Genomic DNA, 14,765 nt, shown 5'->3' with positions numbered 1-14,765 from the left:
CTCGACCCTCGTTCCCGAGCTCCCGCTGATCCATTACATGGCCGCGGCGCTCGGCGGGCCGGTGCGGGTCGCCCCATATGCGACGTACGGCACCGATGAGTTGGCCGAGAACATGCTCCGTGCCCTCACCGACCGCACCGCCTGCCTCCTCCAGAACCACGGCACGCTCGATGCCGTGAGCCACACGCGGCACATCCACTCCAGCTGGGCCGTGCGGTCGTAGGCCTGGTCCAGGGTCGTGCCGTAGGCGAGCGTGCCGTGGTTCTGGAGGAGGCAGGCGGTGCGGTCGGTGAGGGCACGGAGCATGTTCTCGGCCAACTCATCGGTGCCGTACGTCGCATATGGGGCGACCCGCACCGGCCCGCCGAGCGCCGCGGCCATGTAATGGATCAGCGGGAGCTCGGGAACGAGGGTCGAGACAGCCGTCGCGTGGACCGCGTGCGTGTGAACGATCGCCCCGGCGTCCGTGGCCCGGTAGACCGCCAGATGCATGGGCAGCTCGCTGGTCGGCACCAGCGCCCCCAGCACCTGCGCGCCCGCCAGGTCGACCCCCGTCACATCCTCCGGAGACAGCCGGTCGTACGGCACCCCCGACGGCGTGACCAGCACCGTGTCCCCGACCCGCACCGAGACGTTCCCGGACGTCCCGACGACGAGCCCCTCGGACACCGTCCGCCGGGCCGTCGCCACGAGGGCCTCCCAGGCCTCCGCCTCCTCGGGGCTCGCACTCCTGCCCCACGCCTCCCCCACTTCCTGTGAGCCCTCCCGCGCATCCCGCACATCCCGCGCGCCCCGCTGATCCCGCTGCTCCTCGGCCATGCGGCGATCCTGCCAGCCGGGCCGTCGACACGGCGTCAAGTCGCCGCCGGGGCCGCGCACTCTAGGGCGGAAGACCGACCACCGGAAGAGCGCATAAAGGGGCATAGCGCCCACGCCTCACCCTTGGCCTGAGAACGATCGACTTTCAACGATCTTCCAGTACTGTCTGGGGGATTTGTCGTGCACGTCGCCATTCCGGGGGGAAATATGGCTCGTGATCGCAAACCGTCCCGTCACCGCTCCCACCGCTCCCACCGACCCCACCGATCCCGCCTCATAGCGATATCCGTGGCGGCCCTCACGCTCAGCGGAACCGCCCTCGCCGAGATCCCGGCGGCGGCCGCGAGCAAGCCCAAGGGGCACGACGTCTCTTCCCACCAGAAGAACGTCAACTGGCAGAGCTCGAAGGCCAAGGGCGCCAGGTTCGTCTACGTCAAGGCGACCGAGTCCCACACCTACCGCAACCCGTACTTCGGCCAGCAGTACAACGGCTCCCGCAACGCGGGCCTGATCCGCGGCGCGTACCATTTCGCGCTGCCGAACAGGTCGCCGGGCAAGACCCAGGCCGCCTTCTTCGTACGCAACGGCGGCGGCTGGCGGTCGGACGGCTGGACCCTGCCGCCCGCCCTCGACATCGAGTACAACCCGTACGGCAGGCAGAAGTGCTACGGACTGAGCAAGGCGAAGATGGTCAGCTGGATCCAGTCCTTCAGCAACGAGATGAAGCGGCTGACCGGCCGCCGCCCGGTGATCTACACCACCACCCACTGGTGGAACAACTGCACCGGCACCAGCCGCGCCTTCGCCTCGAACCACGCGCTGTGGATAGCCCGCTACGACTCCGCGACCGCGGGGGCACTGCCGGCCGGATGGCAGTACTGGACCCTCTGGCAGTACGACAACGCCAGCGGCAGCCTGCCGGGTGATCAGAATCTCTTCAACGGCTCCATGACCCAGCTGAGGAAGTTCGCCCGAGGCTACTAGCCGTGCGGCGCCTGGGCCGCGCGTCGGCCGGCGGGGTCGGGGTCACCTCACCCGGCCGCTCCAGACACTGTGCGGCCCACCCCAGTTAACCTTTCGTTCACTCAGGTTACCTACGTTCGTCCAGCCAATGACCTCGAACGATTGCCTGGGTAAATGGAAAACTTCTCGCTGATCCTCGCGATTGTGGTGGTAACCGCACTCGCGTTCGATTTCACGAACGGTTTCCACGACACCGCCAACGCGATGGCCACCACCATCTCGACCGGTGCGCTCAAGCCCAAGGTCGCGGTGGCCATGTCCGCCGTGCTGAACCTTGTCGGCGCCTTCCTCTCCGTGGAGGTCGCCAACACGATCTCCAAAGGTCTCGTCGACGAGACCGGCATACGCCCCGAGGTCATATTCGCCGCGTTGGTCGGCGCGATCCTCTGGAACCTGCTGACCTGGCTGGTGGGCCTGCCCTCCAGCTCCTCGCACGCCCTGATGGGCGGTCTGATCGGCGCCACCATCGCCTCGGCCGGCGTCGGCGCGGTCCACGGCGACGCGCTCGTCACCAAGGTGCTGATCCCGGCGATCGCCGCCCCGCTGGTCGCGGGCATCGCCGCGCTGCTCGCCACCCGCCTGTCCTACAGCCTCGGCAAGAAGGCCGACGGCAAGGCCGCCGCCAAGGGCTACCGCACCGGCCAGATCGCCTCCGCCGGCCTGGTCTCGCTCGCCCACGGCACCAACGACGCGCAGAAGACCATGGGCATCATCACCCTCGCCCTGGTCGCCGGCGGCGCCGTCGCCCCCGACTCCGACCCGCCCCTGTGGGTCATCCTCGCCGCCGGCCTGGCCATCGCGCTCGGCACCTACCTCGGCGGCTGGCGCATCATCCGCACCATGGGCAAGGGCCTGACCGACCTTCAGCCGCAGCAGGGCTTCGCCGCCCAGACCAGCGCGGCCACCGTCATCCTGGCCTCCTCCCACCTCGGCTTCTCCCTGTCCACCACGCACTCCGTCTCCGGCTCGGTGATGGGCGCCGGCCTCGGCCGCAAGGGCGGCGTCGTCCGCTGGTCGACGGCCACCCGGATGTTCGTCGCCTGGGGCCTGACCCTCCCGGCCGCAGCCCTGGTCGGCGCGCTCGCGGAGTACGTGACGGGCTTCGGCGCCTGGGGCACGGCCGCGGTCGCCGTCTTCCTGATCGCCTCCAGCGCCGCGATCTGGAAGATCTCCCGCCGCGAGGTCGTCGACCACACGAACGTCAACGAGTCCGACGAGCCGGCAGGCGTGGTCACCACCGCCATCGCCGCCGTGACCCCGCCCCCGGCGGGCACGGCCACCGAGGACCTCACGGCCACGATCCCGGCCCCGTCCTCCGAGCCCGCGCCTTCGCAGGCCACCGTCTGACCCCCGCCCCGTTACCGGCTCCCAAGAAAGAAGAAGCATGAAGATCGACTGGGCGGCTCTCGGCTCCGTCTTCGGCGTCAGCCTCGTGATCACGGTGGCCCTGGTGGGCCTGTTCACCCTCGGTATCGCGGGCCTGTCCCGCCGCGAACGCGCCGTGGCCCAGGGCGACTCGGCCGCACTGGCGGTCACGGGCGCGTACGCGTGCTTCGCGGCGTGCACGGCGGCAGTGGCGTACGGCATCTATCTGATCGTGGCCTGACGCAGCGCGCACACCACCTGAAACACCCGAGGTGCGGGACGGATCACCGTCCCGCACCTCACTGCTGTGTGGGCCTTCGCACACTCTTCCCTCGCAGGTCAACGGCAAGTTGACGCCCCTTCCAACCCCGTGGTGGACTGCCGGGGCCAAGTACGGCGGCAGAAGAGGAAGCCGGTGTGAATCCGGCGCGGTCCCGCCACTGTCACCGGGGTAGAAAGCCCCGGGAGCCAGGAACTCTCGCCGCCGGTCTCGTCGTACCAGGGCGCGGACACCCTGAGTGAGGACATAACGCCATGCTCGCCTGCCGATCGACATGCAGTAGCAGACCCTCGTCTGACCCAGCGATCGGCTGACCCCGATGCGAGCCGATCGCGTTTTCGCGTACGGCGCCGCCGCCGGACTTCTCGGTGATCTGCTGCTCGGCGACCCTCGTCGGGGGCATCCGGTCGCCGCGTTCGGACGGGCTGCCGCCGCCGTGGAACGGGTGTTGTGGCGCGACGACCGCGCGTGGGGTGCGGTGCACACCGCCGTGTGCGCCGGTGGCGCCGTGGCGGCAGGAGCGCTCGCCGCTCGTGTGGTACGTCCCTCTCCCGCCGCCTCCGTCGCGCTGACCGGCGCCGCCACCTGGGCGGTCGTCGGGGGGACTTCGCTGGCCCGGGAGGCCCGCGTCATCGGGCGAGCGCTGGAGGCGGGGGACATCGAGGGCGCCCGTGCCCGGCTGCCGCATCTGTGCGGGCGGGATCCGCAGGCGCTGGACGCGGACGGGATCGCGCGGGCCGTGGTCGAGTCCGTTGCCGAGAACACCTCCGATGCCGTCGTGGGGGCCCTTGTGTGGGGAGCCGTCGGCGGGGTGCCGGGGCTGCTCGGGTTCCGGGCCGTGAACACGCTCGACGCCATGGTCGGGCACAGGTCGCCCAAGTACCGGCGCTACGGATGGGCTTCGGCCCGGCTCGACGACCTGGCCGGCTGGCCGGGGGCGCGGCTGACCGCCGTACTCGCCGCCGTCGCCGGGAGCGATCCCCGGGGAGCGGTACGGGCCTGGCGCGCCGACGCCGCCAAGCACCCGAGCCCCAACGCCGGGCCCGTCGAGGCGTCGTTCGCGGGAGCCCTCGGGGTGCGGCTCGGCGGGACGCTGTCGTACGGCGGCCGGGTCGAGCACCGGCCCGTGCTCAACACGGACGGGCGGGCCGTCGGCACCCACGACGTGGAACGCGCCGTACGGCTGTCGAAGCGTGTCGGCCTGCTGGCGCTCGGCGTCTGTGTCGCCGCGCGCCTCATCGCGAAGGGACGTACCTCATGACGGGCGGTGGTCTCCTCGTCGCCGGCACCACCTCCGACGCCGGCAAGAGCGTCGTCACCGCGGGAATCTGTCGGTGGCTGGTGCGGCAGGGGGTCAAGGTCGCGCCGTTCAAGGCGCAGAACATGTCCCTCAACTCGTTCGTGACGAGGGAGGGTGCCGAGATCGGGCGGGCGCAGGCCATGCAGGCGCAGGCCTGTCGTGTCGAGCCGACCGCGCTCATGAATCCCGTGCTGCTCAAGCCCGGCGGCGAGCAGAGCAGTCAGGTCGTGCTGCTCGGGAAGCCCGTCGGTGAGCTGAGTGCGCGCGGGTATCACGGTGGGCGGCAGCAGAAGCTGCTCGGGACCGTGCTCGACTGTCTCGCCGAGTTGCGGGGCACGTATGACGCGGTGATCTGTGAGGGGGCCGGCTCTCCGGCCGAGATCAATCTGCGGCGGACCGACATCGTCAACATGGGGATCGCCCGCAATGCCGGGCTGCCCGTGCTGGTGGTGGGTGACATCGACCGCGGTGGCGTGTTCGCCTCCTTCTTCGGGACCGTCGCCCTCCTCTCGCCCGAGGATCAGGCGCTCGTCGCCGGGTTTCTGGTGAACAAGTTCCGGGGGGACGTCAGCCTGCTGGAGCCGGGGCTCGACATGCTGCACGGGCTCACCGGACGCCACACCTACGGCGTCCTCCCGTTCCGGCACGGCCTCGGTATCGACGAGGAGGACGGGCTGCGGGTGTCCCTGCGCGGGACCGTCCGGGAGTCGAACGTCGCCCCGCCCGTCGGGGAGGACGTGCTGCGCGTCGCCGTCTGTGCCGTCCCGCTCATGTCCAACTTCACGGACGTCGACGCCCTCGCCGCCGAACCCGGTGTCGTCGTGCGGTTCGTGGACCGGCCGGAGGAGCTGGCCGACGCGGATCTGGTCATCGTCCCGGGAACCCGGGGGACGGTTCGCGCGCTGGAGTGGCTGCGGGAGCGGGGGCTCGCCGAAGCCCTCGTCCGCAGGGCCGCCGAGCGGCGCCCGATCCTCGGGATCTGCGGCGGCTTCCAGGTCCTCGGCGAGCACATCGAGGACGACGTCGAAAGCCGGCGCGGGCAGGTCGAGGGGCTCGGGGTGCTGCCCGTACGGGTGCGGTTCGCCCGCGAGAAGACCCTCACCCGGCCCGTCGGCGAGGCCCTCGGGGAGCGGGTCGATGGGTACGAGATCCACCACGGGGTCGCCGAAGTGACCGGGGGCGAAGCGTTCATCTCTGATGACCAAGGACACAGCCTGGACGGCTGCCGGGTCGGCCAGACCTGGGGCACGCACTGGCACGGCTCGCTGGAGTCGGACGGCTTCCGGCGGGCCTTCCTGCGCGAGGTGGCCGCCGCCGCGGGCCGCCGCTTCGTGCCGGCGCCGGACACGTCGTTCGCCGCGCTGCGCGAGGAGCAGCTCGACCGGCTCGGCGACCTGATCGAACAGCACGCGGACACGGACGCGCTCTGGCGGCTCATCGAGTCGGGCGCGCCGCAAGGACTGCCTTTCATTCCACCGGGAGCGCCCGCATGAGCACAGTGTTGTTGTTGTCGACCGCCGACACGGACCTGCTGGCGGCCAGGGCCGCCTCCGGTGCCGACTACCGGATCGGCAACCCGACCCGCGTGGACGTCGAGGCCGAGCTGCCCGCGCTCCTCGACGGCGCGGACCTCGCCGTCGTACGACTGCTCGGCGGCAAGCGGGCCTGGGAGGACGGGCTGGCCAAGCTCAAGGCTTCCGGCATTCCGACGGTCCTGCTGGGCGGCGAGGCCGTGCCGGACGCGGAGCTGATGGCCGAGTCGTCCGTGCCGGCCGGTGTGGTGGCGGAGGCGCTGAAGTACCTGGTCGAGGGTGGGCCCGCCAACCTCACCGAGCTGGCCCGGTTCCTCTCCGACACCGTGCTGCTGACGGGCGAGGGGTTCGTGGAGCCGCAGAAGATGCCGGAGTACGGCGTCCACGGCGACCGTACGATCCAGGAGGGCCGCCCGACCGTCGGCGTGCTCTTCTACCGGGCCCACGAGCTCAGCGGCAACACCGCGTTCGTGGACACCCTGTGCGACGCGATCGAGGCGCACGGCTCCAACGCCCTTCCCGTGTACTGCGGTTCGCTGCGCGGCGCGGATCCGGAGCTGTACGAGATCCTCGGCAAGGCCGACGCCCTGGTCGCCACCGTCCTCGCCGCGGGCGGCACGCACGCCTCGCAGGCCTCGGCGGGCGGCGACGAGGAGGCGTGGGACATCGGGGCGCTCGCCGACCTCAACGTGCCGGTGCTGCAGGGGCTCTGCCTGACGTCGTCCCGCGCGGCCTGGGACGAGTCCGACGCCGCGCTCTCCCCCATGGACGCGGCGATGCAGGTCGCGATCCCGGAGTTCGACGGGCGGCTCATCACCGTCCCGTTCTCCTTCAAGGAGCAGGGCCCGGACGACGTACCCGTGTACGTGGCCGACCCGGAGCGGGCCGGGCGCGTCGCCGGGATCGCCGTACGGCACGCCCGGTTGAAGCACAAGCCGAACGAGGACAAGAAGCTCGCCCTCGTCTTCACGGCCTACCCGACGAAGCACTCACGCGTCGGCAACGCGGTCGGCCTGGACACGCCCGCGTCGGCGGTGCGGGTCCTGGACGCGCTCAAGGCGGCCGGGTACGGCGTCACCGAGTACCCCGACAACGGCGACGAGTTGATCCACCGGCTCATCGAGGCCGGCGGGCACGACGTCGAGTGGCTGACCGAGGACCAGTTGGCGTCGGCGCCCGCGCGCGTGCCGCTCGCCGACTATCAGGCGTGGTTCGACAAGCTCGACCCGGAGCTGAGGGACGCGATGACCGAGGCGTGGGGCGAGCCGCCGGGCTCGCTGTACGTCGACGGGGACGACATCGTGCTCGCGTCCCTCCAGTTCGGGAACGTCGTGGTAATGATCCAGCCGCCGCGCGGCTTCGGAGAGAACCCGATCGCGATCTACCACGACCCGGACATGCCGCCGTCGCACCACTACATGGCGGCGTACCGGTGGCTGGAGAACAGTTTCGGCGCCGACGCCATCGTGCACATGGGCAAGCACGGCACGATGGAGTGGCTGCCGGGCAAGGGGCTCGGGCTCAGTGGCGGATGCGCCCCGGACGCGGTCCTCGGAGACCTGCCCCTGATCTACCCGTTCATCGTCAACGACCCCGGCGAGGGCACCCAGGCCAAGCGGCGCGGCCACGCCACCGTCGTCGACCACCTCGTGCCGCCGATGGCCCGCGCCGACACCTACGGCGACCTGGCCAAGCTGGAGCAGCTGCTCGACGAGTACGCGCTGGTCTCGGACCTGGATCCGACGAAGGCGCCGGCCGTGCGCGCGCAGATCTGGACGCTGGTCAAGGCGGCCGAGCTGCACCACGACCTGCATGTCGACGAGCAGCCGGAGGACGGCGACTTCGACGAGTTCGTCATGCACATCGACGGCTATCTGTGCGAGATCAAGGACGTGCAGATCCGCGACGGGCTCCACATCCTGGGCGGCGGCCCGGTCGGCGAGCCGCGTGTGAACCTGGTCCTCGCCGTGCTGCGCGCCTCGCAGGTGTGGGGCGGGCAGGCGAACGCGCTGCCGGGGCTGCGGGCCTCGCTGGCCGCTCACTTCGGTCTGGTCGAGAAGGAGTTGCTCGCCGAGCCGGGTGCGCCGGTGAAGGTGCCGGTCGAGCTGAGCGACCTGGTCGAGGGCCCGTCCCGGACGGCTGCCGACGCGATCGACCTGCTGGAGCAGCTGTGCCGGCGGATCGCGGAGGGGATGGAGTCCCGTGCCTGGGCGGTCGAGGACAGCCGTGCTCTCATCCGTGAAGTCCTCGGCTTCGAACTCCCCGAAGCGGTGGCCGTGTTGGAGTTCGCCTGCAACGAGGTCGTGCCGCGGCTGGCGAGGACCACCGACGAGATCGGCCACATCCTCAAGGCACTCGACGGCGGTTACGTCCCGGCGGGCCCGTCCGGTTCGCCGACCCGCGGACTGGTCAACGTCCTGCCGACCGGCCGGAATTTCTACTCCGTCGACCCCAAGGCCATCCCGTCCCGGCTGAGCTGGGAGGTCGGGCAGTCGCTCGCCGACTCGCTGGTGCAGCGGTACCTCCAGGACACGGGTGAGTACCCGAAGTCCGTCGGCCTCACCGTCTGGGGTACGTCCGCGATGCGCACCCAGGGCGACGACATCGCCGAGATCCTCGCGCTGCTGGGCTGCCGCCCGGTGTGGGACGACGCCTCGCGCCGGGTGACCGGCTTCGAGATCATCCCCCTCGGCGAGCTCGGCCGGCCCCGCATCGACGTCACCGTCCGCATCTCCGGCTTCTTCCGGGACGCGTTCCCGCATGTCGTCGGCCTGATCGACGACGCGGTGCGCAAGGTCGCCGAGCTGGACGAGCCCGCCGAGCAGAACTTCGTGAAGGCCCACGCCGACGCGGACACCGCCGAGCACGGTGACCGGCGGCGCGCGACGGCCCGTATCTTCGGCTCCAAGCCGGGCGCGTACGGCGCCGGTCTGCTGCCGCTGATCGATGCCCGCAACTGGCGCTCGGACGCCGACCTGGCCGAGGTCTACGCCGTCTGGGGCGGCTACGCCTACGGGCGCGGGCTCGACGGGCGGGCGGCGCGCGGCGACATGGAGACGGCGTTCAAGCGGATCGCCGTCGCCGCGAAGAACGTCGACACCCGCGAGCACGACCTCGTCGACGCCGACGACTACTTCCAGTACCACGGCGGCATGGTCGCCATGGTGCGGCACCTGACAGGCACCAACCCCGAGGCGTACGTCGGTGACTCCGCCGTACCGGACCAGGTGAAGACCCGCACGCTGGGCGAGGAGACGCACCGCGTGTTCCGCGCCCGCGTGGTCAACCCGCGCTGGATGGCGGCCATGCGCCGGCACGGCTACAAGGGCGCCTTCGAGATGGCGGCGACCGTGGACTACCTGTTCGGGTACGACGCCACGGCGGGCGTGGTCGACGACTGGATGTACGAGAAGCTCAGCGCCGAGTACGTCTTCGACCCGGAGAACCGGGACTTCATGAAGAAGTCCAACCCATGGGCGCTGCGCGGCGTCACCGAGCGCCTGCTGGAGGCCGCCGACCGCGGGCTGTGGGCCGAGCCGGACGCCGACACGCTGGAGCGGCTGCGCGCCACGTACCTGGAGCTGGAAGGCGACTTGGAGGGCGACGACAAGTGACAACTCCCTTCCCTTTTACGGCCGTTGTCGGCCAGGACGACCTGCGGCTCGCGCTGCTGCTGAACGCCGTGTCACCGGCGGTCGGCGGTGTGCTGGTGCGCGGCGAGAAGGGCACGGCCAAGTCGACGGCCGTACGGGCGCTGTCGGCGCTGATGCCCCGGGTCCCGGTGGTCGCCGGGTGCCGTTTCTCCTGTGACCCCGCCTCTCCCGACCCCGCGTGCCCGGACGGGCCGCACGAGTCCGGGCCGGGCACGGCACGCCCCGCCCGCATGGTCGAACTCCCCGTCGGCGCCTCCGAGGACCGGCTGGTCGGCGCCCTGGACATCGAGCGCGCGCTCGCCGAGGGCGTCAAGGCCTTCGAGCCGGGCCTGCTCGCCGACGCCCACCGCGGGATCCTCTACGTCGACGAGGTCAACCTCCTCCACGACCACCTGGTCGACCTGCTGCTGGACGCGGCGGCGATGGGCGCGTCGTATGTGGAGCGCGAGGGTGTGTCGGTCCGGCACGCCGCCCGCTTCCTGCTCGTCGGGACGATGAACCCCGAGGAGGGCGAGCTGCGGCCGCAGTTGCTCGACCGGTTCGGGCTGACGGTCGAGGTCGCGGCCTCGCGGGAGCCCGACCAGCGGGTGGAGGTCGTCCGGCGGCGGCTCGCGTACGACGACGATCCGGGCGCCTTCGCCGCGCGGTGGGCGGACGAGGAAGCCGCCGTACGTGCGCGGATCGTGGCGGCGCGGGAGCTGTTGCCGTCGGTGCGGCTCGGTGACGGGGCGCTGCGGCAGATCGCGGCGACCTGTGCCGCCTTCGAGGTGGACGGGATGCGGGCCGACATCGTGATGGCCCGTACGGCCACCGCGCTCGCCGCCTGGGCCGGACGGACGGATGTGCTCGCCGAGGATGTGCGGCAGGCGGCCCTGCTCGCGCTGCCGCACCGCAGGCGCCGTAATCCCTTCGACGCGCCGGGGCTGGACGAGGACAAGCTCGACCAGACGCTGGAGGAGTTCAGCGGCGAGGGCGACGAGGATCCCGACCCGGACGGGCCCGGTGGGGGTGGCGGGCAGCCGCCGTCCGAGGGGCCGGACAGCAGTGGTGGTGGATCCGGTGCGCGTCCGGAGGCCGGTGAGGACGGGGAGCCCCAGGCTTCCGGGGCCGGGGAGCAGACTCCCGTACGGGCCTCCGAACCCTTCCGGACGAAGGTGCTGAGCGTGCCGGGTATCGGTGAGGGTGCCGCCGGGCGGCGTTCGCGGGCGCGGACCGAGCACGGTCGGACGACGGGCGCGCGGCGGCCCCGAGGGGCGCTCACCAAGCTGCACCTGGCGGCGACCGTGCAGGCGGCGGCGCCGCATCAGCGGGCCCGGGGGCGGTCGGGGCGCGGGCTGGTGGTACGTCGGGACGATCTGCGGCAGGCGGTGCGGGAGGGGCGCGAGGGCAATCTCGTGCTGTTCGTCGTGGACGCCTCCGGGTCGATGGCGGCCCGGCAGCGGATGAGCGCCGTGAAGGGGGCCGTGCTGTCGCTGCTGCTGGACGCGTATCAGCGGCGGGACAAGGTGGGGCTGGTGACGTTCCGGGGGTCGGCTGCCGATGTGGCGCTGCCGCCGACGTCGTCGGTGGATACGGCGGCGGCTCGGCTGGAGTCCCTGCCGACCGGGGGGCGTACGCCGCTCGCGGCCGGGCTGTTGAAGGCCCATGAGGTGCTGCGGGTCGAGCGGCTCAGGGATCCGGCTCGGCGGGCGCTGGTGGTGCTGGTGACCGACGGGCGGGCCACGGGTGGGCCGGAGCCGGTGGTGCTTGCGGGGCGCGCGGCTCGGTTGTTCGCGGCCGAGGAGGTCGCCTGCGTGGTCGTGGACTGCGAGTCCGGGCCCGTGCGGCTGGGGCTGGCCGGGCAGCTCGCGGGTGAGCTGGGGGGTACGGCTGTGACGTTGGACGAGTTGCGGGCGGACTCGATTGCCGGGCTGGTGAAGGACGTACAGAGGAGGGCCGCGTAATGCCTCAGGGGCAGCCGAGTGTGGTGCCGGACGATGGGCTGACGACTCGTCAGCGGCGTAATCGGCCTCTGGTGGTGGTGCATACGGGGATCGGCAAGGGCAAGTCGACCGCCGCGTTCGGGCTTGCGCTGAGGGCCTGGAATCAGGGGTGGCCCATCGGGGTGTTCCAGTTCGTGAAGTCGGCCAAGTGGAAGGTCGGCGAGGAGAACGCGCTGCGGGTGCTCGGTGCCAGTGGTGAGGGCGGGTCCGTCGACTGGCACAAGATGGGTGAGGGGTGGTCCTGGGTCCAGCGGGATGCCCAGATGGACAACGAGGAGAAGGCTCGCGAGGGCTGGGAGCAGGTCAAGCGGGATCTGGCAGCCGAGACGTACAAGCTGTATGTGCTTGATGAGTTCGCCTATCCGATGCACTGGGGGTGGGTGGACACCGATGAGGTCGTCGACGTGTTGCGGAATCGGCCGGGGACGCAGCATGTGGTCATCACCGGGCGGAACGCGCCCGAGAAGCTTGTCGACTTCGCCGATCTCGTGACCGACATGTCCAAGGTCAAGCACCCGATGGACGCGGGCCAGAAGGGCCAGAGAGGCATCGAGTGGTGAGTTCTTCCGTCCCTCGGCTGGTCATTGCCGCGCCTTCGTCGGGCAGTGGCAAGACCACCGTCGCCACGGGGCTGATGGCCGCGTTCGCCGCGCGGGGGCTTGCCGTGTCCCCGCACAAGGTCGGGCCGGACTACATCGATCCCGGGTATCACGCGCTCGCGAGCGGGCGGGTGGGGCGGAATCTCGACGCGTATCTGTGCGGGCCGGAGTTGATCGGGCCGTTGTTCTCGCACGGGGCGCGTGGGTGCGACATCGCCGTCGTCGAAGGCGTCATGGGGATGTACGACGGGGCTGCGGGGGAAGGTGAACTGGCTTCCACCGCTCACGTGGCGAAGTTGCTGCGGGCGCCGGTGGTGTTGGTGGTCGATGCCTCGTCGCAGTCGCGGTCCGTGGCTGCGCTGGTGCATGGGTTCGCGTCCTGGGATCCGCAGGTGCGGGTCGGCGGCGTGATCCTGAACAAGGTCGCGTCCGATCGGCATGAGGAGTTGCTGCGGGAGGCGTTGGACTCGGCCGGGGTGCCTGTACTGGGGGTCCTGCGGCGGGTGGCTCAGGTGGATACGCCGGCTCGGCATCTGGGGTTGGTGCCGGTTGCGGAGCGACACGCTGCCGCTGTGGAGGCCGTGGCGGCGATGGGGGCGCAGGTCGAGGCCGGGTGCGATCTGGAGGGGTTGCTGGGGCTGGCGCGGAGTGCGGGTGTGGTGTCGGGTGCGGCTTGGGATGCGGCTGAGGTCTTGGTTTCCTCGCCCCCGCCGCCCCTTCCCGTCCCGACCCTGGGGGCTGCGCCCCCAGACCCCCGCTTTCGGCCCGAAGGGCCTCGTCCTCAAACGCCGGACGGGCTGAATTTCACCGACCCCGGTTCAAGAGTGACGGTTGCTGTCGCCGGAGGGCCCGCCTTCACCTTCTCCTACGCCGAGCACTCCGAGCTGCTTGCCGCCGCCGGCGCCGAGGTCGTCGTCTTTGATCCGCTTCGGGACGAGCAACTGCCCGACGGTACCCGTGGGTTGGTCATCGGCGGCGGGTTTCCCGAGGTGTACGCCGGGGAGCTGGCCGCCAATGAGCCGTTGCGCAAGGCTGTCGCCGCGCTCGCGGAGAGCGGGGCTCCCGTCGCCGCCGAGTGTGCGGGACTGCTGTATCTGTGCCGGGAGCTGGACGGGCAGCCCATGTGCGGGGTGCTCGACGCCAGTGCGCGGATGAGCGGGCGGCTCACCCTCGGGTACCGGGACGCCGTGGCCGTCGGCGACAGCTCGCTCGCCGTCGCCGGGACGCGGATGCGGGCGCACGAGTTTCATCGGACCGTCGTCGAGCCGGGCTCGGGGGCGGCGCCTGCCTGGGGCGTGCGTACGCCCCCTCGGCGGGTCGAAGGTTTTGTACAGCAGGGCGTGCACGCGAGTTATCTGCACACGCACTGGGCCTCGGAGCCCGGTGTCGCCCGTCGGTTCGTCGAGAGGTGCCGGACGTCATGAGCAGCAGCAGGTTGATCGGAGTCGGGGTCGGTCCCGGCGATCCGGAGCTGGTGACCGTCAAGGGCGTCAACGCTCTGCGCGCCGCCGATGTCGTGGTCGTGCCGGTCATGGACACCATGGAGCGCGGGCGGGCCGAGGCGACCGTGCTGCACTACGTGCCCGCGGAGAAGGTCGTACGGGTCGTGTTCGCGCTCAATGAGCGCACCGACCGTGCTCGGCGCGAGGCCGCCTGGGACGCTGCGGGCGAGCGGGTCGCCCAGCTGCTGGAGGCGCATGGCGTCGTCGCCTTCGCCACCATCGGTGACCCCAACGTCTACTCCACCTTCACGTATCTCGCCCAGACCATCGGCGAGTCGGCGCCCGGCACCGTCGTGGAGACCGTGCCCGGCATCACCGCCATGCAGGACCTCGCCGCCCGTTCGGGGGCCGTGCTCACCGAGGGGACCGAGCCGCTCACGCTCGTGCCCGTCACCGCCGGATCGGCCGTGCTCAAGGACGCGCTCGCCGGGCCCGGCACGGTCGTCGCCTACAAGTTCGGGCGGCAGGCGGCCGAGGTCGCCGAGGCGTTGCGGGAGACCGGGCGGATCGGCGACGCGGTGTGGGGGTCGGCGCTGGGGCTGGCGGAGGAGTCCATCCGGCCGGCCGCCGAGCTCGACGACACTCCCCTCCCCTACCTCTCGACCCTCATCGCACCCGCCCGACGCGACGGCGGACGCGGCGGCAAGCTCTGACGCCGCCCGCGCCACGTCCCGGACACCAACCCCCGCTCGACCCCCGTAGGAGAGGAC

Annotated in this window: 11 protein-coding genes, 1 pseudogene and 1 riboswitch; of the genes and pseudogenes, 11 read left to right on the top strand and 1 reads right to left on the bottom strand. The window is 71.4% G+C overall.

Annotated features, from left to right (window positions below; all coding sequences use genetic code 11):
* The first annotated feature begins 37 nt into the window (after positions 1-37).
* A complete protein-coding gene (locus tag EAO75_RS22215; RefSeq protein ID WP_261989458.1) occupies positions 38-223 on the top strand; it encodes a class II aldolase/adducin family protein in 186 nt (61 codons plus the stop codon).
* On the opposite strand, the pseudogene EAO75_RS22210 reads toward EAO75_RS22215, so the two are convergent.
* Positions 160-819 (bottom strand): annotated as a pseudogene (locus tag EAO75_RS22210) (class II aldolase/adducin family protein); the annotation flags it as partial. The gene EAO75_RS22215 and the pseudogene EAO75_RS22210 overlap by 64 nt on opposite strands.
* A gap of 207 nt (positions 820-1,026) precedes the next feature.
* Between EAO75_RS22210 and EAO75_RS22205 the strand changes: the two are divergent.
* From EAO75_RS22205 to cobI, 10 genes are all read left to right on the top strand, one after another.
* Positions 1,027-1,803, top strand: coding sequence for a lysozyme (locus EAO75_RS22205; RefSeq protein WP_147996806.1), 777 nt, complete (start codon positions 1,027-1,029; stop codon positions 1,801-1,803).
* A gap of 153 nt (positions 1,804-1,956) precedes the next feature.
* Positions 1,957-3,189 (top strand): inorganic phosphate transporter, encoded by a 1,233-nt coding sequence (locus tag EAO75_RS22200; RefSeq protein ID WP_147996805.1) that lies wholly within the window; start codon positions 1,957-1,959, stop codon positions 3,187-3,189.
* 37 nt (positions 3,190-3,226) lie between these two features.
* Entirely contained in the window at positions 3,227-3,448 is a 222-nt protein-coding gene (locus tag EAO75_RS22195) for a hypothetical protein (protein ID WP_147996804.1), read from the top strand.
* Between the two features lie 116 nt (positions 3,449-3,564).
* Positions 3,565-3,708: riboswitch (cobalamin riboswitch) on the top strand.
* Between the two features lie 98 nt (positions 3,709-3,806).
* Positions 3,807-4,748 carry a cobalamin biosynthesis protein gene (locus tag EAO75_RS22190; RefSeq protein WP_147996803.1) on the top strand — a complete coding sequence of 314 codons (942 nt, stop codon included), beginning with the start codon at positions 3,807-3,809 and terminating at the stop codon, positions 4,746-4,748.
* Entirely contained in the window at positions 4,745-6,280 is a 1,536-nt protein-coding gene (locus tag EAO75_RS22185) for a cobyric acid synthase (protein ID WP_147996802.1), read from the top strand. The genes EAO75_RS22190 and EAO75_RS22185 overlap by 4 nt, the downstream gene beginning before the upstream one ends.
* Positions 6,277-9,933 (top strand): cobaltochelatase subunit CobN, encoded by a 3,657-nt coding sequence (gene cobN, locus EAO75_RS22180; protein ID WP_147996801.1) that lies wholly within the window; start codon positions 6,277-6,279, stop codon positions 9,931-9,933. The genes EAO75_RS22185 and cobN overlap by 4 nt, the downstream gene beginning before the upstream one ends.
* Entirely contained in the window at positions 9,930-11,915 is a 1,986-nt protein-coding gene (locus tag EAO75_RS22175; protein ID WP_147996800.1) for a putative cobaltochelatase, read from the top strand. Before cobN ends, EAO75_RS22175 begins: the two co-directional genes overlap by 4 nt.
* The gene (gene cobO / locus EAO75_RS22170; protein ID WP_147996799.1) at positions 11,915-12,514 is read left to right on the top strand and encodes a cob(I)yrinic acid a,c-diamide adenosyltransferase; all 600 of its coding nucleotides are present in this window, start codon (positions 11,915-11,917) and stop codon (positions 12,512-12,514) included. The genes EAO75_RS22175 and cobO overlap by 1 nt, the downstream gene beginning before the upstream one ends.
* Entirely contained in the window at positions 12,511-13,977 is a 1,467-nt protein-coding gene (locus tag EAO75_RS22165; protein ID WP_147996798.1) for a cobyrinate a,c-diamide synthase, read from the top strand. The genes cobO and EAO75_RS22165 overlap by 4 nt, the downstream gene beginning before the upstream one ends.
* Entirely contained in the window at positions 13,962-14,708 is a 747-nt protein-coding gene (gene cobI / locus EAO75_RS22160; protein ID WP_147996797.1) for a precorrin-2 C(20)-methyltransferase, read from the top strand. Before EAO75_RS22165 ends, cobI begins: the two co-directional genes overlap by 16 nt.
* Positions 14,709-14,765 lie beyond the last annotated feature (57 nt).

The sequence above is a fragment of the Streptomyces sp. UW30 genome (assembly GCF_008042075.1).
In the GTDB taxonomy this organism is placed as follows: Bacteria; Actinomycetota; Actinomycetes; order Streptomycetales; family Streptomycetaceae; genus Streptomyces.
Note: the sequence above shows the minus strand (reverse complement) of the source record. Positions and strands in the feature narration are given on the sequence as shown.

Bases quoted from the DNA above. Each gene is read 5' to 3' on its own strand.
- cobO (WP_147996799.1), top strand. From the start codon at position 11,915: ATGCCTCAGGGGCAGCCGAGTGTGGTGCCGGACGATGGGCTGACGACT.
- EAO75_RS22190 (WP_147996803.1), top strand. From the start codon at position 3,807: ATGCGAGCCGATCGCGTTTTCGCGTACGGCGCCGCCGCCGGACTTCTC.
- EAO75_RS22195 (WP_147996804.1), top strand. From the start codon at position 3,227: ATGAAGATCGACTGGGCGGCTCTCGGCTCCGTCTTCGGCGTCAGCCTC.
- EAO75_RS22205 (WP_147996806.1), top strand. From the start codon at position 1,027: ATGGCTCGTGATCGCAAACCGTCCCGTCACCGCTCCCACCGCTCCCAC.
- EAO75_RS22200 (WP_147996805.1), top strand. From the start codon at position 1,957: ATGGAAAACTTCTCGCTGATCCTCGCGATTGTGGTGGTAACCGCACTC.
- cobN (WP_147996801.1), top strand. From the start codon at position 6,277: ATGAGCACAGTGTTGTTGTTGTCGACCGCCGACACGGACCTGCTGGCG.
- EAO75_RS22185 (WP_147996802.1), top strand. From the start codon at position 4,745: ATGACGGGCGGTGGTCTCCTCGTCGCCGGCACCACCTCCGACGCCGGC.
- EAO75_RS22215 (WP_261989458.1), top strand. From the start codon at position 38: ATGGCCGCGGCGCTCGGCGGGCCGGTGCGGGTCGCCCCATATGCGACG.